A 19,168-nucleotide genomic window follows, 5' to 3' on the forward strand; every position below is an offset into this window, starting at 1 on the left:
TGGGAGCGCTCCCATATCGGTTGTCCTCGATTTAACCCCGTCCGGGCCGCGCAGGGAAGCGCCCGGTGTGACTCCGGTCGCAGGACTTGCCTTTGACGCCAACGTCACGTTCTACCGTTGCCGGCATGCAGATCTCCGGAGCAGTCGCCCTGGTCACCGGGGCCAATCGCGGCCTCGGCCGCCACTTCACCCGTCAGTTGCTCGACCGCGGCGCCGCCAAGGTGTACGCCACCGCGCGCCGGCCGGAACTCGTCGACGTCCCGGGCGCCGAGGTGCTCCGGCTCGACGTCACCGACCCGGACTCGATCGCCGCCGCGGCGGCCGTCGCCACCGACGTCAACCTGCTGGTCACCAACGCCGGCGTGGACACCAACACGAACCTGGTCACCGGCGACCTCGCCGAGATCCGCCGGGAGATGGACACCCACTTCTGGGGCACGCTGCACACGATCCGGGCGTTCGCGCCCCGGCTGGCCGGCGGCGCGATCCTGACCATGCTGTCCGCCATGTCGTGGTTCAACTATCCCGGACACGAGGCGTACGGCGCGGCCAAGGCCGCCGCCTGGAACCTGACCAACGGCGTGCGGCTGGAACTGGCCGCGCAGCGCACCCAGGTGACCGCGGTGCACGCGGGTGCGGTCGACACCGACATGTCGGCCGGCTACGACGGTCCCAAGGGCGACCCGGCCGCCGTCGTGCGGGCCGCCCTGGACGGGCTCGAGGAGAACCGGTTCGAGGTGGTCGCCGACGAGTGGAGCGGATTCATCAAGTCGACGCTGGCCGGCGAGCCGGGCGACCTCTACGCGCGGTTCGGGCTCGGGTCCGTCGCCGCGAACTGAGCCCGGTCAGAACATGCCGGAGCCGCGCCGGGCCTCGCGCTCGGCGCGGCGGCGTTCGCGCTGTTCGCGGGTGTGGCGCTTGCGGTTCTCCAGGTCCCGCTTCCACTGCTCCCGGGCCTCGGCGTCGCACCCCTGCACCGCGTTGTCCACTGCCGCCGGCCCGATCAGGGACCGGAACCAGAAGTCGTCGAACCTGCGGCGGAACCAGCCGTCCCTCGCCATCGCGTGCTCCTCCCGCAGATACTTGGCACACCAACCATTGGTACACCAATCATCGGCTACGATAGCAGCGGACCCGAGGAGATGCCGCTGTGCGTGAGCCGAACGACACCGACCCGCTTGCCCTGGAGCAGCAGGTCTGCTTCGCGCTGTCGGTGGCGGCCCGCAGCGTCGTGGCGGTCTACCGTCCGCTGCTGGAGCCGATGGGCCTGACCCACCCGCAGTACCTGGTGATGCTGGCCCTGTGGCAGCACGCGCCGCTGTCCGTGCGGGATCTCAGCGCCCTCCTGCAGCTCGACCCCGGCACGCTGTCCCCGCTGCTGAAACGGCTCGAGGCGATCGGCTACCTGCGCCGCGAACGCAACCCGGCGGACGAGCGCAGCCTGGCCGTCACGCTCACCGCGACCGGGCGCGCGCTCCGGCGGCGGGCCGAGCAGATCCCGCCCGCCGTGGTCGAGCGGCTCGGCCTGCCGATCGAGGACCTGCACCGCCTGCACGCCGCGCTCACCCAGGTGATCGCCGCGGCCCACCCGGCACGGGCCGCGGCCGGCTGAGCCGGGTCAGCCGACGCCGGACAGCTGGGCCAGCTTCAGCGCCAGGTGCAGGGTGAGGCGCTCGTTGCCGTCCTTGAGGTTGGTCCCGGCCAGCTGCTCCACCCGCTGCAACCGGTAGTACAACGTGGTGCGGTGCAGGCGCAGGCGTTCCGCGGTCGCGTGCGCGTTCCCGGCCAGATCCAGGTACGTCTCCAGGGTCTGCGCCAGCACCCGGCCGCCGTCCGCGTTCAGCAGCCGCAGCAGACCCGGATGCACCTCCGGCACGTCCACCTGCTGCTCGTCGACCATGCTGAGCAGCCGCCACACGCCGAGCGACGCCCACGACGCGACGTCGCCGAGCGCCGGCAGCCGGGCCGCGATCCGGGCCGTCCGCACCGCCTGCCGGTACGAGCACGCGGCGTCCGCCAGCCGGGGGTACGTCTCACCCAGGCCCACCACCGTCCGGGCCACGCCGGGCACCCGGCCGACGGCGGCGCGCAGCCCCGCGGTCAGGTGGCGGGCCACCGACGCGGCCGGCCGGTGCGCCGCCTCACCGCCGCACAGCAGCAGCGTGCCGTGGTCGCGCCGGACCAGGTGCAGCGCGGACCGGGTGCCGTACCAGCGGCGGGTCAGCACCAGCGCGTGCTCCAGCGCGGCCCGGACCGGGTCGGCCGTGGCCCGCTCACCGACCGGCTGCACGACCAGCGCGGTGACCGGCCCGTCGTCCGCGACCACGCCGTCGGCGAGCAGCTCGGCGGCCGCCCGGGCACGGTGCTCCGGCGGCTCCGCCAGCAGCGTCCGGGCGGCCTCGGCCTCGCGCTCCGACGCCAGGTCGCCGAGCAGGTCGGCGCGGTGCAGCAGCCGGGACACGTCCGCGGCGGCGGTCTCGGCGTCGCGGATGTCCGCATCGGACATCGAGCCGTCCGCGTCCACGAACCAGAGGAATCCGAGCAGCATGTCGGCGTGCAGCAGCGGCAGGCAGACGCGGGGGAGCAGGTCGAGTTCGGGCGCGGCGGGGGTCCGCATCGGAGCGCGGGTCCGGTGGACGCCGGCCGCCCGGAACCAGGCCGCCACCTCCGGCGTGGTGTGCCGGCTCAGGATGGACGTCCGGCGCACCGCGTCCAGCGGCTCGGTGTGCGCGCTGTACGCGATCACCCGCTGGTGCCGGTCCTCGATCAGCGCCGCCCGGCCGACCCGTCCGGCGACGGCGTCGACGACGCGCTGCAGATCCCCGTGCAACAGTGCACCTCCGCCTCGATCCTGATCGATTCCCGGTAACGGTTCAAGGCACGACTTCGTCAGGTGTCGCATCACACCCCGGCACGTGCCGACATCTGCAGGTATCGGCCGGCCCGTGCCGCCCCTAGGTTGCGGAAGCATGCAGCTCACGGATTCGCGCACCCGCCGCGGCACGATCGCCGCCGCGGTCGCCGCCGTCCTGGTCGCCTCGCTGGCCAGCACACCCGCCACCGCCGCGCCCGCCGATCCGGGCACCGGCCCGTTCCGGGTGGTGGACCCGCAGAACTGGGAGAACCCCGACACCATGACGTGGGCCGACTACGTCGCCCCGCCCGGCACCGACTGGTCCGATCCCGCGGTGCGCGGCTCGGTCCGCAACTTCGACATCGCACTGGTCACTCTGGACTATCCGGACCAGCCGTTCGTGGTGACCCGGCCGGCCCGCTCGACGATCTTCGGCAACCCGCAGCCGGCCGCCGCCGGGGTGCCCCGTGAGCAGGTGCCGGCCTACTACCGGGACCTGCTGAACACGCCGAACGCGCTGAACCAGGGCCACACGCTGCACGAGTACTGGATGCAGGACTCCGGCGGCCGGTACGGGGTGGACCTCACCGCGTTCGGGGCGTACACCATGCCGGCGAAGTCCTACCAGTACGGCATCACCAACGACATGAACCCGGGCATGTGCCCGACCGGGGAGACCTGCAACCGCAACCTGCGCACCGACGGGCTGGGCGCCTGGCGCGCCGACGTCGGCGACGAGGTGGCGGACTCGTACGAACTGGTCTTCATCCTCTCCGCCGGCCAGGACGAGTCGTCCACCTGGCAGGAGTTCGGCGAGATGCGGTTCCAGACCAAGAACGACGTGACCGAGCCGTTCGGGCCGCCGGACGAGACCCGGCCCAACCACGCGCGCACCCGGTACGTGGAGTGGACCTCGTGGGCGTCGGCCGCGACGATCTGGCCGAACGCCGGCGGCGGTTCGTCGACCCAGGCGGAGAGTTCCGGCATGGGCGTGTACGCGCACGAGCTGAGCCACCTGCTGAGCATCGGCGACAACTACAACAACCCGTACGGCGTGCCGCTGCGCCGGGCGTACACCGGTCCCTGGTCGATGATGTCCCGCGGGTCCTTCAACGGTCCCGGCGGGCCGCACACCCGCTGGCAGATCCCGGCCGTCCAGGGCGGCTCGATGGGCTCGCTGCACACCCTTCGGGACAAGCTGAAGATCGGCCTGGTCGACGAGACCAACGTGCTCCGGCTGTCCCGCGAGGCGCTGTCCTCCTCCGGCCTGGTGGTGGCCCGGGTGACCGCCCGCGGGGTGAAGCCGGGCCCGCAGGACCTGGCCGGGCTGAACATCGCCATGAACGCCGACCGCTCCCCGTCCTGCGACCCGTCCACCGAGGTGCTCTGCGACGGCGGCGGCTTCGAGAACTACACCGTCGAGGTGGTGGACCGGATGGGCGCGGACTCGTTCACCCCGGACGCCGGCGTGCTGCTCAGCAAGACCAAGAACCAGGACCGGGCGCCGTTCCAGTGGGTGGTCGACGCGAACCCGCAGGACATCAACATGATCGACTTCTACCGGCCGGACGGCACCCCGGCCATGGTCACCATGGGCGACTACCGCCAGCTGTCCGACGCGCTGTTCCACGCCGGCACCCGGTCGGGCAGCGAGTACGAGTACGTCGACGAGGCCAACCGGCTGCACTTCTACGTGCTGAACGTGCGCCGGGACCAGACCGGGGTGCTGTCGTACACGGTGGCGGTGCGGTCGCTGGATTCCGACGGCGGGCCCAGCACCCACGGGGTGGCACTGGAGCAGGGTCACGTGACGTCCGGCGGTAAGCCCACCGGCCGCGGCGTGACGTGCACGTTCCGGCTGACCAACACGGGCACGTACTCGGCCGGCGGCCAGGCCCACCCGGAGAACGTCGCGTCGTACCTGACGTCGGACGTCTACCGGCTCTCCGCCGACGTGGCCGGCATCGGCTGGCGGGTGGAACTGCCGAACGCGCTGTCCGCGGTCCGGTTCGGCGGCTCCACCACGGTGGACGTGGCGGTGGCCGCGAACGCCGGCGCCGCGCAGAGCGGGTTCGTCAAGCTGACCGCCACCTCGGAGAGCGACCCCACGAAGACCGTCACGATGCCGTGCCGGGTGAACCGCTAGCCGATCGGTGTCGCCGGCCTCAGGGGATCGGCACCTGGGGCCGGCGCCCGGCGGGCGGCGGTGCGGCGGACGCCGAGATCAGCGTGGCCCGTAGCGGGTGGCCGGGGCGGACGTGGTCAGCGCCCAGTACAGCTCGCCGTACGACCAGTGCCACCACTCCGTCGGGTAGTTCACCAGGCCGGCCGAGCCGAGCGCCTCGATCAGGATGCCGCGGTTGCGCCGGGCCTCGGCCGGGATGTTCGTGGCCGCCGTGTAGCACGCGTTCTCGCTGTCCACCGGCGTGGCGTCGATGACCGTGCCCATGTCGAGTTCGGCGCCGTCGTCGTCGCACAGGGTCAGGTCGACCGCGCCGCCGGTGCTGTGCGGGGCCACCTCCACGGGCGAGACGAACTTGCTGGTCTCGCGCCGGAGGTGGTCGGCCGGCCAGTCCGGATACCGGCCGCGCAGTTCGTCCTGGTATCCGGTGAAGATCTCCAGCTGCCGCTGGTAGGGCCGGTACCCCTCGACGATCAGCAGCCGCAGGCCGGTGGGCAGCGACCGCTGCGCGGCGGCGAGCCGGTCCACCACGCCCTCGCGCAGGTGGGCGTACGAACCCGACTCGTCCGCGGCCCGCGGATCCAGCCGGAACTCCGGGTACCCGCGCAGGTCGACGAGCGGCTCGCCGTCGTCGTGCACGGGGATCGCGGAGATCTCCGGGTCCGTCAGGAGAATGGTGCGGGACTCGCGGGCGACGGCGCCGGGCATGGGTTCCTCTCGGTCGGTGGGTCTCGTCAGGTACGCGAAGACTCACCGATCCGGTCGCACCGCCGCACCTCCGGGCCGATCATAACCGCCGTGCGGTGGCCGCGCGCCGTCCGGCGCGCGGCCACCGGTGTCAGAGCCCGGCCGCGTGGGCGGCCGCGGTGCCGCCGACGACGGGCAGCTGCAGGCGGCTGGACCGCAGCTGGAAGGTGATCCGGGCGCGGTTCGGGTCGGCCTGGCTGGAGTACTGCGGGTAGCTGCCGACCAGGATCACGCCGATCCGGTGCCCCGCCGGGAACACGTAGTCCTCGGGCAACAGCGGGAAGTCGTAGTTGTAGGCCCGGCCGGGCACCAGCGGCTCGGCCACCCGCAGCGACTGCCGGTTCGCGGCGTCGTGGATGCCCTTGGTGACGATCTCCAGGTCGGCGGTGCGTACCCGCTTGGCGGTCTGCCGGTAGCAGCCGTCGTCGGTGGGGCTGGACTCGCCCCAGCAGTCCTGGCTGTCCAGCGTGACGATGCCCTCGCCGGACGCCCGGTGGTCGACCCGCTCGGCGGTGCCGTAGTCGACCAGGATCACGCCCAGGTTGGTGTCGGCCTGGTCGGCCGAGGCCCGCACCTGCAGGCGCGGGGTGCCGGAGACGTGCAGCGGCGCGGTCAGCGGCTCGGAGAGGTACGCCAGCCGGTTCGGCTGCACGGTGTCCGGGTTCTGCACCATGGTGGCCTGGCTCTGGGTGGGGTTGTCCTGCACCGCCTCGGTGGCCGTCGCCGCGGCCGGCACCAGGCCCAGGTCGCCGCCGGGCCGGAAGAACACCTCGGTGGGCTGCGCGCCGGGCACCGGCCAGTCCGGGTACGTCTCCCACACGTCGGCGGCCCGTTCCAGGTCGATCCGCGGCTCGTCCATGATGCCGTTCGGGACGCCGTGCAGCCAGAAGTCGAACCAGCGGTGCAGGGTGTCCACCCACACGTCGCGCCGCACGTCGAACGGGTCGACGTGGCCCTCCTGGGACAGCCACGCCTTGCGCGGGATGTCGTGCTCGGCGAGCGCCGCCCAGTACTTGCTGAAGTGGTCCGGGCGGACGTTGTCGTCGTTCAGGCCGTGGTAGAAGAGCACGCTGGCGGTCTGGTTCGGCACCTTCTTGACGTAGCTGCGCTCGTTCCAGAACGCGGTGTAGTCACCGGTCTCGTCGCCGTCGTTCGCGGCCAGGCCGGCCCGCACCCCGGCGCAGTACTCCCGGCGGTCCGGGTTGGTCACCACGTTCGCCAGGTACGACGGGTAGTCGTTGCCCCGGGTCACCACGCCGTTGCTGCGCACGTAGTCGTAGTACTCCGACGGCGGGCTGATCGGCACCACCGTGGTCAGTCCCGGGACCCCGGTGACCGCGGTGGCCAGCGCCAGTGAACCGTCGTACGACTTGCCGACCATCGCGGACCGGCCGTTGTCCCAGTCGGCGACCACGGTGTGCCCGGCCGCGTCGCGGGCGGTGGCGCGCCCGTTCAACCAGTTGATCGCCTGCTTGGCGCTCAGGTTGTCGGAGTTGGCGTTGGTGGTGGGGCAGCCGGTGGAACCGCCGGTGCCGGCCATGTCGAGCAGGATCACCGCGTACCCGCGGGGCACGAAGTAGTTGTCGTAGAACAGCGGCCACTTGTCCAGCAGGCCGTCGCCGTCCAGGTCGGCCTTGCACTCGCCCTCGTTGCCGCGGCACACCGTGGTGTAGTACGGGCTGGCGTCCATCACCACCGGCACCTTGAGGCCGTTCGCGGTGGCCCGGGGGCGGATCACGTCGAACGCGATGATGTCGCGCAACCCGTCGCCGTCGCTGTCGAACGTGGAGTCGATGAAGAGCCGTTCGCGGATGGCGTCGGCGTAGCCGAACACCGGCTGCGTCACGCCGTCGGCCACCACGATGGTCGGCGGTTCCGCGGCCAGCGCGGGCGCGCTCGTGGCGAGCAGCGCACCGGCCGCGACCACGGCGGTCATCCAGGACAGTCGTTTCATGGGCTGAGGCTAGGAGCCGGTGGACCGGCTCACCAGAGGCACCTGTCGGATCAACCGCCGAGCGAGTCCAACGCTTTGTCGAGCGGCTGGTCCGACTCCACCAGCACCGGGTCGGCCCCGGCCGCCGGTGCCGGCTGTCCGTCGCCGAGCGTGCGGGCGCGCTGCACCGGCACCGGGCGGGTGGCCGACCACACCACCATCCGGGTGCCGTCGCGGCGGCCGAACGCCACGCCCTGCAGTCCGTCCTGATCGACCGGGGCGGCGGTGGCACCCCGGGCCGCGTCGGCCAGCCCGGCCAGGGCCACCCCGGCCTGGCGTTCCCGGCCGTCCGGCTCGAGCAGCCCGGCGCGCACCTCGGCGCCGGCCCGGTTGCCCGGGTTGTAGGCCAGCGGCAGCCAGACGATCTCGGTGAGACCGGCGGCGGCCAGGCGGCTGACCACCTTGGTCATCTCGTCGGCGACCACGGCCGGGTCGGCGTCGGCGGACTTCTCGAACCGGCCCACCTCCCACGCCTCGATCGGCACGCCCGCCGGGGTCTGGTCGGTCAGGTACTCCAGCAGCGGCGCGATCCCGTCCGGGTGCTCGTAGAAGTGCAGCTGGCGGACCTGCACCACGCCGGCGTCCAGCAGCCGTTCGGTGGCGGCCAGGTAGTCCAGGTTGCGCGCGTTGACCGGATGGGCGAGCGCGGCGCGCAGTCCGGCCTCGTCGGCGACGTCCGGGATCTGCCGGCCGCGGGTGCCGATCCGGCGGGCGAAGTAGCCGCGGTAGGCGGCCACCGCCTGATCCGCCCGGCCGGCGAGCAGCAGCCGGTTCGCCACCCCCATGCCCAGCGCCACGCTGCTGATCCCGGAGTCGGTGACCCGCGCGGCCGGGTCGGCCGCGTGGATCGCCTCGGCCGCGGCGCGGACCAGGTCCTCGAACTGCTGCGGCGTGCCGGCCCAGTACTGCGGCGCGTTCACCTCGTTCTCCACCGCGTACCGGGTGACGCCGTACGGCCGGTAGCGGGTGACCAGGTCACCCACGAATGTGCGGTAGGCGGCCAGGTCCTTCGGCATCGCCGACTCGGTCTTGTTGGCCTGCCCGCGGGTGTGCCGCGCGGTGCCGCCGGTGGCCCAGCACACCCCGGTGCGGATCTTCAGGTGCAGCGTGATGCCCAGGTCCCGGCTGCGCCGGGCGATCTCGTCCAGCGCCGCCCAGTCCGGCCGGCCCTGGGTCTTCTCCACGTCGCACCAGCTCAGCTCGTGGTACGTCGACGACCCGGCGAGCTTGCGCAGGTACGGCTCGAACTGCTGGTAGCGGTTCCAGTCCCAGTGCGCGCCGAACACGGTCCGGCCGGCCGCCGCCGGTGTGCCGCGGTCCGGGGCCGGGGCCGACGGCGGGGCGGCGGTCGGCCGCGGCCGGGGCTCCGGGGTGGACGTGCACCCGGCCAGCACCAGCAGCGCGGCGACCGGCAGCGCGAGCAGTCGCCTCATCGGTACCCCAGTTCCTTGAGCATCGGGCCGGAGAAGATCCGCACCAGGATCCGCAGGAACGGGTCCAGTTCCCGGCGGTACGTGCCGACCCGGGACGCGTAGATGGCGGCGTCGGTGCCGGCCGCCGCGCGCCGCCGGTCCGCCTCCACGGTGTACTTGCCGGCCACGTCGTGCGGGCGGTCGGCGTACTCCAGCACGCCCTCCTCCCACGGCTCGCCGAGGAACTCGAACAGTGCCTTCAGCGTCTTGTCCGGGTCGCCGACCGCCTCCTCGTAGCGCAGCTCGTGGTAGCGCCCGGACGGCAGCGTGGCGCCGAACGCCCGCGCGGTGCGGATGTAGCGCGGCCATTTCACCACGCACTTGACCGCCGACCAGTAACCGAAGCGCTTGCGGTGCGAGACCACCACGTCCCGGCCGTCCCGGATGACGTGCACGATCTGCGCGTCCGGGAAGACCTCGGTGACGAAGTCCAGGCTGAGGGCGTACAACGGGGTCTTGTCGGCCCACCGCGCCTTGCCCCGGCCCGCCGCGTAGTCCGCGTGCACGCCGCCGAAGAAGTCGCCGATCCGGCGCAGCCAGTCCTCGCGGGGGAACCCGAACCGGGCCAGCCGGGGCCAGTCCCGCCGCTCGTCGACGATCCGCCGCAGGTCCGGCAGGAACCGGGTCTCCGGGCCGCAGCTGATCCGCGAGTGCGAGTCGAGCACCAGGCGCAGCATGGTGGTCCCGGAGCGCTGACAACCCACCAGGAAAATCGGGCTATCCACGATCCGCCACCTCCGCACCGGCACGCTGCAGGCGAGCGGTCAGGTCGTCACAGAGCGCGCGCACGCGCGCATCGATCGGCAGCCGCTCGCGGGCCGGAGCGGCGGTCACGTCGGCCGCGAACTCCGGCCGGTAGGGCAGGTCCAGGAAGGCGCAGACGCACCCGGCCTGCCCGGCCGGGTCGAGGACCATGTCGGAGTACGACACCAGCAGCACGTCGTCGCGCCGGTCCAGGCCGAGCCGGAAGAACAGGTCGTTGCGGACGTACCAGAACAGCGCCGCCGCGGTGTGCGGGTGCATCCGGTCGTAGTCGAACGACGCGACCAGCGCGCGGGCCTCGTCGTCGAGGCCGCCGCCCTGCCAGCCGGCGCCGATGGTGCCGTCCGCGACCGCCCGCAGGGCCCGCAGGTTGGCCGGGCCGAACTTGGCCACCTCGGAGCGGGCCCGGTCGTCGACGTCGCGCCACATCCACAGGGCGCGGCCCGGCACCCGGGTCGGCAGCGCCAGCAACCGGTCCACCCGGTGGCTGTCGCACAGCGGCTTGACCAGCACGATCGCGTGCCGGCTGCGGTGGACCGTGTCGACCAGCACGTCGTCGCCGCGCAACCGGAACCGGTGGAAGACGGTGCGGTCGTTCTCGTTGCGGGCCTCCACCTCGGGCGCCGCGTCCAGCCCCCGGACCAGCATGTTCGTGCCGGAGCGCTGCAGGCCGACCAGATAGACCGGCCGGGCCGTGCCGGGCTGCCCGCCGTGCCGGCGCCGCCAGCGCCGTTTCGCCGCGGCGGTGCGGACCCGGTCGACCGGGTTCAGCCGGTCCTCGGCGATCAGCCGACCCAGCCCTTCGCTGCGCGCCCAGCGGACGTGCCGCGCGATCCGGCGCGCGGTGTACCGCAGCGCGGACGGCTCCTGCTGGGCCACTGATCCTCCTCGAAGCTCCCCGACGGGCGGCCAAATGCTAGCGTGAGCGGCCCTCGCCACCCGACACACCTGTGGATATCTCGATGCGCGTCCTGCACGTCAACAAGTTCCTCTACCGCCGCGGCGGTGCGGAGGGCTACCTGTTCGACGTCGCCGGCCTGCAACAGCGCGCCGGTGACGAGGTCGCGTTCTTCGGCATGGCGCACGACGAGAACGAGTCCGGTCTGCGGTACGCGGCCGACTTCCCGTCCCGGGTGGACCTGGAACCGGCCCCGCCCGGACTGCGCGGCCGGGTCGCCGCCGCCGGCCGGATGCTCTGGTCCACCTCGGCCCGGGCCGGTCTGCGGCGGGTGCTCGCCGACTTCCGTCCCGACGTGGTCCACCTGCACAACGTCTACCACCAGCTGTCGCCGTCGGTGGTGGCCGCCGCCCGCGACGCGTCCGTGCCGTGCGTGATGACGCTGCACGACTACAAACTGGCGTGTCCCAGTTACCAGATGCTCGACCACGGCCGGCCCTGCGACGCCTGCGTGACCGGCGGCCCGTGGCAGGCCGCCCGGCGCTCTTGCAAGGACGGTTCCCGCTCGGCCAGCACGCTGCTTGCCGCGGAGTCGTGGCTGCACCGCCGGCTCGGCGCGTACGACGGCGTCGGTGCCCTGCTCGCGCCCAGCCGCTTCCTGGCCGGCGTGCTGACCCGGGCCGGCGTCTACCCGGACCGGCTGCGCGTGCTGCGGCACCCGGTCGACGTCGACCACCTGGCCACCAAGCAGGCCCCCGGCGGCGGCGTGGTGTACGCCGGCCGGCTGGCCCCGGAGAAGGGCGTGCACACCCTGATCCAGGCGGCCGCCCTGCTGCCCGCCGGCGTTCCGGTCGACGTGGCCGGCGACGGGCCGTCCCGCGCCGCGCTGGAGGACCTGGCGGACCGGGTCGCGCCCGGCCGGGTCCGGTTCCACGGCCGGCTGCCCAAGGACCGGCTGCACGACCTGGTCCGCGCGTCCGCGGTGGCCGCCGTCCCGTCGGTCTGGTACGAGAACCAGCCCCTGGCCGTGCTGGAGGCCTTCGGCTGCGGCGTGCCGGTGGTCGGCACCGACCTGGGCGGCCTGCCGGAGCTGATCACGTCGGACGTGGACGGCCTGACCGTGCCGGCCGGGGACGCGGCGGCGCTGGCCGGGGCTCTGGCACGTACGCTCGCCGATCCGGACCGGGCCCATGCGATGGGCCGCGCCGGGCGCGCCAAGGTCTCCCGCGACTTCGGACCGGCCGACCATCTCGACGGCCTGCGCGCCGCGTACGCCGCGGCCGGTGCGCCGGTGGCCGTGTCATGAGGGTGCTGTATCTGGCCGGCAGCGGGCGCAGCGGCAGCACCCTGATCACCACCGTGCTGGGCCAGCTGGACGGGTTCTTCGCCGCCGGTGAGCTGCGCTACCTGTGGCAGCGCGGCCTGGTCGAGGGCCGGCCGTGCGGCTGCGGGGCGGCCCTGCCGGACTGCCCGGTGTGGAGCCGGATCCTCGCCGACCTGCCGCCTGCCGACCCGGCCGCGGTTGCCGCCGGCCTGCGCACCCGGCTGCGGATGCGCAACCGGCTCCGGGTCGAGGCGCACCCCGACGACGCGACGATCGGCGCGCTCTACGCCGCCCTGGCCGCGCACACCGGCGACGCGGTCGTGGTCGACTCGTCCAAGCTGCCGCCGTACGGTCTCCTGCTCGCCGGCCTGCCCGGCATCGACCTGCGCGTGCTGCACGTGGTGCGCGACCCCCGCGCGGCCGCCTTCTCCTGGCGCCGCCGCCGCTCCCTGGACGGCGACGACCGGCTGATGACCCGGCACCCGGTGTGGAAGGCGGCGCTGCTCTGGTCGGTCTGGAACACCGCCACCATCCGGCTCTGGGGCCGCGGCGCCTACCTGCGGGTGCGGTACGAGGACTTCGTCGCCGACCCGGCCGGGACGATCCGCCGGATAGCGGACTTCGCCGGGGCCGATCCGGCGACGCCGCTGCCGTTCGACGACCGTGGCACGGTCCGGCTCGAGGCGACCCACTCGGTGGCCGGCAACCCGGTCCGGCACCGCACCGGCGGCGTCGACGTGACCCCCGACGACGAGTGGCGCACCGCCCTGCCGGGCCGGGCGCACGCGACGGTCACCGCGCTCACCGCCCCGCTGCTGCTGCGGCTCGGGTACCCGCTCGGAAGGAGAAGACGGTGACGCTCGCGGTCGTGACCGGAACCGGCCGGTGCGGCTCCACCCTGGTGCAGGAGCTGCTGTGCCGGCACCCGGCGGTCGGGTTCGTCTCCGGCGTCGACGACAAGCTGTCCAAGCTGAATCTGACCGGCCGGTACAACGGGCGGCTGTACCGGGCCGGCGGGCCGCGGCCGTCCGGCATGACGTCGCTGCGGCACAGCCGCCGGCTGCTGGAGGCCGGCCGGGTGCGGGTGGCGCCCAGCGAGGCGTACCAGTTGCTCGACCGGCACGTGCTGGCCGGCTGGTCGCGTCCCTGCCGGGACCTGCTGGCCGGTGACCTGACCCCGGTGGTGGAGCGGCGGCTGCGCGCGTTCTTCGACACCCGCCGCGCCGCCCAGCGCTGCGACCTGATGGTGCAGCACGTCACCGGCTGGCCGCGGACCGGGCTGCTCGGGGCCGTGTACCCGGACCTGAAGGTGGTCAACGTGGTCCGGGACGGCCGGGCCGTGGTCAGCTCGTGGCTGCAGATGGGCTGGTGGGACGGCTGGCAGGGCCCGGAGAACTGGTATCTCGGCGCGCTGCCCGCGCCGCTGCGCGAGCAGTGGGAGGCCGCCGGGCGGTCGTTCCCGGTGCTGGCCGCGCTGGGCTGGGCCATGCTGATGGACGCGTTCGCCGCGGCCCGGGCCGCGCACCCGGCCGGGCAGTGGCTGGACCTGCGGTACGAGGACCTGGTCGCCGAGCCGCGCAAGGAGATCACCCGGGTCTGCGAGTTCCTCGGGCTGGACTGGTCGCCGGCGTTCGAGCGCGGGTTCCGCCGGCACGTGATCCACGGGGGTCGCGAGGACGCCTACCGCGCGGAGCTGACCGCGGTGCAGCTCGCGGACGTGGAGCGGGTGCTGGGGGAGCCGCTGGCCGAGTGGGGGTACCCGGCCCCGGCGCGCTGAGCGGTGGTGATAGAGCCATAGCTGCACGAGTTCGCCGGGCCGTCGATGCCTGCGTATCGTGCGGAATTGCGGCACAGCGCGAGCAGAGAGGTGGATCGCTTGAGCGGCTTTGCCCGGAAAGCGGTCTTGTCCCGGCTCGCGGACTTGCCCCACATGAGCCGCCAGGATCTGAGTCGACCCGCCGAGATCTCCCGCTCCCGGCAACCACACCGCTCCGCGAAGCCCACCCCACGCAGAGGCGATCGTCGCAGGTCGGCGGCGCGTGCTTAGATTGCCGGATGCTCGTGATCGGTAAGGTCGGCCGGACCGTCGGCGCCGCGCTGTGCGCCGTGGTGCTCGCCGCCGGATGTTCCTCGGACGACGCGCCGGAACCGCCGGACGGCGGGACCATCGACGTCACCACCATGCGTGACGCGCTGCTGCAGGCGGCCGACATCGGGCCCACCTGGAAGCCGCCCGCCAACTCCGCCGACCCGGAGCGGCTGGTCGCCTTCTGCGGCGGCGCCGCCACCGTGCCGCCGGTGCCGCCGGGCGCCGAGGTGGTCGTGGTGCCGCTGGTCGACGAGGGCACCAAGGGCGCGCAGAGCCTGCATCAGGCCGCGCTCGTCTACCCCGACGCCACCGCCGCCAAGGCCGGGCTCGCCGCGCTGCGTGCCGTCGCCGACGGGTGCCCGGCCGACGTGAACCAGCCGGCCACGCAGACCGCGGACCGCAACGAACCGGCGTATACCGAGACGACCTCCACCACCGACCTCACCGAGGGCGGCTGGACCGGCTTCGTGGTCACCCGGCACAAGCAGTACGAGCCGAAGCACCCGGGCACCGCCGACGCCGCGGTGGCCGTGCTGACCAAGCAGAACGTGCTGTTCGTGGACGCGTACGCGGTGTACCGGCTGGGCACCGCCAGCTCCGGCCCGGCATTCGACTCGGACTGGAAGAAGCTCGTCGGGACGGTCCTGAACCGGGTGGGATAGACAGCCTCCGCACCGGTGGTCTAACCTTCCGACAACGCCGTTGCGAGTTCTTCCCCCGTGGAATTCGCAGCGGCGTCTTACGTCCGGCCCCCACTCCGAAACACCTAGGTGCGGACCGGCATCCGGGTGAGCCCGCGGATGGTGAGGCTGTCGCGCCGTTCCGGTTCTCCGGCCGCCACCAGGTTCGGGAACCGGCGGAACAGCGCCGGGAAGGCGATCTTCGCCTCCAGCCGGGCCAGCGGCGCACCCAGGCAGTAGTGGATGCCGCCGCCGAACGACAGCGGCGCGTTGTCGGCGCGGAACAGGTCCAGCCGGTGCGGGGCGATGAACCGCTCCGGATCCCGGTTGCCGGCCCCGAGGTACGCCACCAGCCGTTCGCCGGCCCCGATGGTGACCCCGGCGATCTGCACGTCCTCGTACGCCAGCCGGGAGATCAGCTGCACCGGCGTGTCGAAACGCAGCAGTTCCTCCACCGCGCCGGCCGGGTCGGCCTGCACCGCCGGCACCTGTTTCGGGTGCCCCAGCAGCGCCACCAGACCGTTGACCAGCAGGTTCGTGGTGGTCTCGAAACCGGCCGCGAAGAGTAGCCCGGCCATGGTGACCAGCTCGTCCTCGGTCAGCTGTTCGGTCCCACCGGCGACCAGCGAGCTGATCAGGTCGGTGCCGGGCCGGCGGCGCCGCTCGGCGATCAGGTCGGCGAGGTAGGCGCGTACCGTGCTCGCCGCCGGGTCGGCCCGGGCCAGCACCTCGGGGTCGATCACCTCGAGGACCTGGGTCCAGTCCCGGATCAAGGGCTGGAACTGGGCCCGGTCGGCGGCCGGCACGCCGAGCAGTTCGCCGATCACGTTGACCGGCAGCGGGAACGCGAACGCCGACACGAAATCGGTCTCGCCGTCCATCCGGTCCAGCAGGTCGGCGACCATCGCCTCGATCGCGGGCTCCAGCGCCTGCACCCGGCGCGCGGTGAACGCGGAGCTGACCAGGCGGCGCAGCCGGGTGTGCGCGGGCGGGTTGGCGGCCAGCATGCTGGTGAACAGCAGCCGCAGCGCCGGGTGTTCGGCCCAGTCCGGCAGGCCGACGAACGCCAGCATGTCCGGTGAGGTGTGCCCGAGCCGGCCGTCGCGGGCCACGGTGGCGCAGTCGGCGTACCGGGTGACGACGATGGCGCCGTCGTCCGCGCGCACCAGCGGCGAGATCTGCCGCAGCCGGTCGTACCGCGGGTACGGATCCTCCCGGCCCACCATGGTCGTCAATTCCGACAACAGCTCGGATGTCTCCGCGGTCTCCACAATGGTCGCCATTTCTGCACCATAGCGAATGCGTTCCTGCGCATTCCTGCGCGATGGGAGCGCTCCCCGAGCAGCACGGACCGGCCGGCTGTGGAGAATCCCACCGGCGAGTATCCATCGGCGAAAGTTTCGCCTAGCCTTCGGTTTCCGGGTGGGAAACGCGTCCGCGCCGGGTATTCGTAACCTGGGAGGCGATCGTCATGGAGGGCACCGGCACTGACGCCAAGTTCGTCTACGACTTCACCGAAGGCCGCAAGGAACTGAAGGACCTGCTCGGCGGCAAGGGTGCCAACCTCGCGGAAATGACGAACCTCGGACTGCCCGTGCCGCCCGGATTCACCATCACCACCGACGCCTGCCGGCGCTACCTGGCGACCGGGTCCCGCCCCGCCGGCCTGGACCGGGAGATCGTCGCGCACCTGGGGACGCTGGAGCGGGCCATCGGCCGCCGGCTCGGTGACCCGGCCGACCCGCTGCTGGTGTCGGTGCGTTCCGGGGCCCGGTTCTCCATGCCGGGCATGATGGAGACGGTGCTCAACGTCGGGCTCAACGACGCGTCGGTGGCCGGGCTGAGCCGGCAGGCCGGCGGCAACGACCGGTTCGCCTGGGACTCGTACCGGCGGCTGATCCAGATGTTCGGCAAGACCGTCTGCGACGTGCCGGGCGACGAATTCGAGGACGCGTTGCAGGACGCCAAGGTCGCCAAGGGCGTCACCGACGACGTCCAGCTCGACGCGGCCGACCTCCGTGCCCTGGTCGGGGTGTACAAGGAGGTGTTCGCCAAGCACACCGGCCAGGAGTTCCCGCAGGACCCGCGGGAGCAGCTGGACCGGGCGATCGAGGCGGTGTTCCGCTCCTGGAACGCCGACCGGGCGGTGCTCTACCGCCGCCAGGAGCGCATCCCGGCCGACCTCGGCACCGCGGTCAACGTGGTGGCGATGGTCTTCGGCAACCTCGGCCCCGACTCGGGCACCGGCGTGGCGTTCACCCGCGACCCGGCGACCGGCGCCAGCGGGGTGTACGGCGACTACCTCGCCGACGCCCAGGGCGAGGACGTGGTCGCCGGAATCCGCAACACGGTGCCGCTGCAGGAACTGGAACGCCTCGACAAGCACTCGTACGACGAACTGCTCGGCATCATGGCCACCCTGGAGGGTCACTACCGGGACCTGTGCGACATCGAGTTCACCATCGAACGCGGCAAGCTGTGGATGCTGCAGACCCGGGTCGGCAAGCGCACCGCCGCGGCCGCGTTCACCATCGCCGCCCATCTCGTCGACGAGGGCGTGATCGACCTCGACGAGGCGCTGCACCGGGTCACCGGCAGCCAGCTGGCGCAGCTGATGTTCCCGCGCTTCGACCTGGCCGGCCGGCCGGAGGTGCTGACCCGCGGCGTCGGCGCCGCACCCGGCGCGGCCGTCGGCGAGGTGGTGTTCACCGCGGCCCGGGCGGTCGCGCTCGCCGCCGAGGGCCGCGCGGTCATCCTGGTCCGCCGGGAGACCAACCCCGACGACCTGCCCGGCATGATCGCCGCCCAGGGCATCCTCACCTCCCGCGGCGGCAAGACCAGTCACGCCGCCGTGGTGGCCCGCGGCATGGGCAAGACGTGCGTCTGCGGCGCCGACGCGCTCGAGGTCGGCGGGACCTCGTTCACCGTCGGCGGGCGGGTGGTCCGGGAGGGCGACGTGGTGTCCGTCGACGGCACCACCGGCCGGGTGTACCTCGGTGAGGTGCCGGTCCGGCCGTCCGAGGTGGTGCAGTACTTCGAGGGCGACCTCGACCCGGCCCTGGCGAACGAGCCCCTGGTGTCCGCGGTGCACCGGATCGTCACGCACGCCGACGAACGGCGCCGGCTGCGGGTCCGTACCAATGCCGACACCGGCACCGACGCGGCCCGGGCCCGCCGCTTCGGCGCCGAGGGCGTCGGCCTGTGCCGCACCGAGCACATGTTCCTCGGCGACCGGCGGGAACTGGTCGAGCGGCTCATCCTGGCCCGCACCGCCGCCGACCGGGACGCGGCGCTGGCCGCGCTGCAGCCGTTGCAGCGCGCCGACTTCCTGTCGCTGTTCCGGGAGATGAACGGCCTGCCGGTCACCATCCGGCTGATCGACCCGCCGCTGCACGAGTTCCTGCCGTCGCTGGAGGACCTGGCGGTGCACGTCGCGGTGGCCCGGGAACGCGGCGAGGACCCGGGGCGGGACGCCGAGATGCTCACCGCGGTACGCCGGATGCACGAGCAGAACCCCATGCTGGGGCTGCGCGGGGTACGCCTCGGCCTGGTCGTGCCCGGCCTGTTCGCGATGCAGGTACGCGCCATCGCCGAGGCCGCGGTCGCGCTGGCCCGGGAGGGTGGCAACCCGAAGCCGGAGATCATGGTCCCGCTCGTCGGCGCCGTGCAGGAGCTGGAGACGGTCCGCGCCGAGGCCGAGAAGATTCTCGCCGAGGTGGTCGGCGACTCCGGCGTCCGGGTCCTGATCGGCACGATGATCGAGGTGCCGCGGGCCGCGCTGACCGCCGGCCAGATCGCCGAGGCCGCCGACTTCTTCTCCTTCGGCACCAACGACCTCACCCAGATGGGCTGGGGTTTCTCCCGCGACGACGTGGAGGGCGCGTTCTTCTGGCGCTACCTCGAACTCGGCATCTTCGGCATCTCCCCGTTCGAGTCGCTGGACCGCGACGGCGTCGGCCGGCTGGTCCGCATCGCCACCGACGAGGGCCGGGCCGCCCGCCCGGGTCTCAAGCTCGGCGTGTGCGGCGAGCACGGCGGCGATCCGGAGTCGGTGCACTTCTTCCACTACGTCGGCCTGGACTACGTGTCCTGCTCGCCGTTCCGGGTGCCGGTCGCCCGGCTGGAGGCCGGCCGGGCCGCGATCGAGGCGGCCGGGTAGCCGCGCCG

Annotated in this window: 16 protein-coding genes; 8 read left to right on the forward strand and 8 right to left on the reverse strand. The window is 73.1% G+C overall.

All coding sequences use genetic code 11. The annotated features are described in order from the left end of the window. Positions 1 to 125 precede the first annotated feature (125 nt). Positions 126 to 839 (forward strand): SDR family oxidoreductase, encoded by a 714-nt coding sequence (locus LDL48_RS03405; RefSeq protein ID WP_225253488.1) that lies wholly within the window; start codon positions 126 to 128, stop codon positions 837 to 839. A gap of 6 nt (positions 840 to 845) precedes the next feature. On the opposite strand, the gene LDL48_RS03410 is transcribed toward LDL48_RS03405, so the two are convergent. Then, on the reverse strand, positions 846 to 1,061 hold the full coding sequence (locus LDL48_RS03410; protein WP_225253489.1) for a hypothetical protein: 216 nt from the start codon (positions 1,059 to 1,061) through the stop codon (positions 846 to 848). Between the two features lie 89 nt (positions 1,062 to 1,150). Here LDL48_RS03410 and LDL48_RS03415 point away from each other — a divergent pair, with 89 nt between their 5' ends. Then, positions 1,151 to 1,612 (forward strand): MarR family winged helix-turn-helix transcriptional regulator, encoded by a 462-nt coding sequence (locus LDL48_RS03415; protein WP_225253490.1) that lies wholly within the window; start codon positions 1,151 to 1,153, stop codon positions 1,610 to 1,612. Positions 1,613 to 1,618: 6 nt separating this feature from the next. Here the strand turns inward: LDL48_RS03415 and LDL48_RS03420 are convergent, their stop codons facing one another. Then, entirely contained in the window at positions 1,619 to 2,830 is a 1,212-nt protein-coding gene (locus tag LDL48_RS03420; RefSeq protein ID WP_225253491.1) for a PucR family transcriptional regulator, read from the reverse strand. Positions 2,831 to 2,969: 139 nt separating this feature from the next. Between LDL48_RS03420 and LDL48_RS03425 the strand changes: the two genes are divergently transcribed. Beyond that, entirely contained in the window at positions 2,970 to 5,000 is a 2,031-nt protein-coding gene (locus LDL48_RS03425; RefSeq protein WP_225253492.1) for a M6 family metalloprotease domain-containing protein, read from the forward strand. A 78-nt stretch (positions 5,001 to 5,078) separates the two neighbouring features. Here LDL48_RS03425 and LDL48_RS03430 read toward each other — a convergent pair whose 3' ends face one another. The 5 genes from LDL48_RS03430 to LDL48_RS03450 all read right to left on the reverse strand — a co-directional run bounded on the left by LDL48_RS03430 (position 5,079) and on the right by LDL48_RS03450 (position 10,889). After that, positions 5,079 to 5,744 (reverse strand): M15 family metallopeptidase, encoded by a 666-nt coding sequence (locus tag LDL48_RS03430; protein WP_225253493.1) that lies wholly within the window; start codon positions 5,742 to 5,744, stop codon positions 5,079 to 5,081. A gap of 130 nt (positions 5,745 to 5,874) precedes the next feature. After that, positions 5,875 to 7,737: a CocE/NonD family hydrolase gene (locus LDL48_RS03435; protein WP_225253494.1), complete on the reverse strand. Its 1,863-nt coding sequence runs from the start codon at positions 7,735 to 7,737 to the stop codon at positions 5,875 to 5,877. Positions 7,738 to 7,787: 50 nt separating this feature from the next. Continuing rightward, the gene (locus LDL48_RS03440; protein ID WP_225253495.1) at positions 7,788 to 9,209 is read right to left on the reverse strand and encodes a hypothetical protein; all 1,422 of its coding nucleotides are present in this window, start codon (positions 9,207 to 9,209) and stop codon (positions 7,788 to 7,790) included. Then, positions 9,206 to 9,973 (reverse strand): sulfotransferase family protein, encoded by a 768-nt coding sequence (locus tag LDL48_RS03445; protein WP_225253496.1) that lies wholly within the window; start codon positions 9,971 to 9,973, stop codon positions 9,206 to 9,208. Before LDL48_RS03445 ends, LDL48_RS03440 begins: the two co-directional genes overlap by 4 nt. Then, positions 9,966 to 10,889: a sulfotransferase family protein gene (locus LDL48_RS03450; protein WP_225253497.1), complete on the reverse strand. Its 924-nt coding sequence runs from the start codon at positions 10,887 to 10,889 to the stop codon at positions 9,966 to 9,968. The genes LDL48_RS03445 and LDL48_RS03450 overlap by 8 nt, the downstream gene beginning before the upstream one ends. A gap of 83 nt (positions 10,890 to 10,972) precedes the next feature. Between LDL48_RS03450 and LDL48_RS03455 the strand changes: the two genes are divergently transcribed. The 4 genes from LDL48_RS03455 (at position 10,973) to LDL48_RS03470 (ending at position 14,983) form a co-directional block, all read left to right on the forward strand. Further along, complete coding sequence (locus LDL48_RS03455) at positions 10,973 to 12,214, forward strand: glycosyltransferase (RefSeq protein WP_225253498.1); 1,242 nt, start codon at positions 10,973 to 10,975, stop codon at positions 12,212 to 12,214. Continuing rightward, the gene (locus LDL48_RS03460) at positions 12,211 to 13,089 is read left to right on the forward strand and encodes a sulfotransferase family protein (protein ID WP_225253499.1); all 879 of its coding nucleotides are present in this window, start codon (positions 12,211 to 12,213) and stop codon (positions 13,087 to 13,089) included. Before LDL48_RS03455 ends, LDL48_RS03460 begins: the two co-directional genes overlap by 4 nt. Then, a complete protein-coding gene (locus LDL48_RS03465; RefSeq protein WP_225253500.1) occupies positions 13,086 to 14,009 on the forward strand; it encodes a sulfotransferase family protein in 924 nt (307 codons plus the stop codon). Before LDL48_RS03460 ends, LDL48_RS03465 begins: the two co-directional genes overlap by 4 nt. A 278-nt stretch (positions 14,010 to 14,287) precedes the next feature. After that, positions 14,288 to 14,983 carry a hypothetical protein gene (locus LDL48_RS03470; protein ID WP_225253501.1) on the forward strand — a complete coding sequence of 232 codons (696 nt, stop codon included), beginning with the start codon at positions 14,288 to 14,290 and terminating at the stop codon, positions 14,981 to 14,983. Positions 14,984 to 15,087: 104 nt separating this feature from the next. On the opposite strand, the gene LDL48_RS03475 is transcribed toward LDL48_RS03470, so the two are convergent. After that, the gene (locus LDL48_RS03475) at positions 15,088 to 16,284 is read right to left on the reverse strand and encodes a cytochrome P450 (RefSeq protein WP_225253502.1); all 1,197 of its coding nucleotides are present in this window, start codon (positions 16,282 to 16,284) and stop codon (positions 15,088 to 15,090) included. A 188-nt stretch (positions 16,285 to 16,472) separates the two neighbouring features. Here LDL48_RS03475 and ppdK point away from each other — a divergent pair, with 188 nt between their 5' ends. Then, positions 16,473 to 19,160, forward strand: a complete 2,688-nt coding sequence (gene ppdK, locus LDL48_RS03480; RefSeq protein WP_225253503.1) for a pyruvate, phosphate dikinase — start codon at positions 16,473 to 16,475, stop codon at positions 19,158 to 19,160. Positions 19,161 to 19,168 lie beyond the last annotated feature (8 nt).

Source organism: Jidongwangia harbinensis (assembly GCF_020216025.1).
GTDB lineage: Bacteria > Actinomycetota > Actinomycetes > Mycobacteriales > Micromonosporaceae > Actinoplanes > Actinoplanes harbinensis.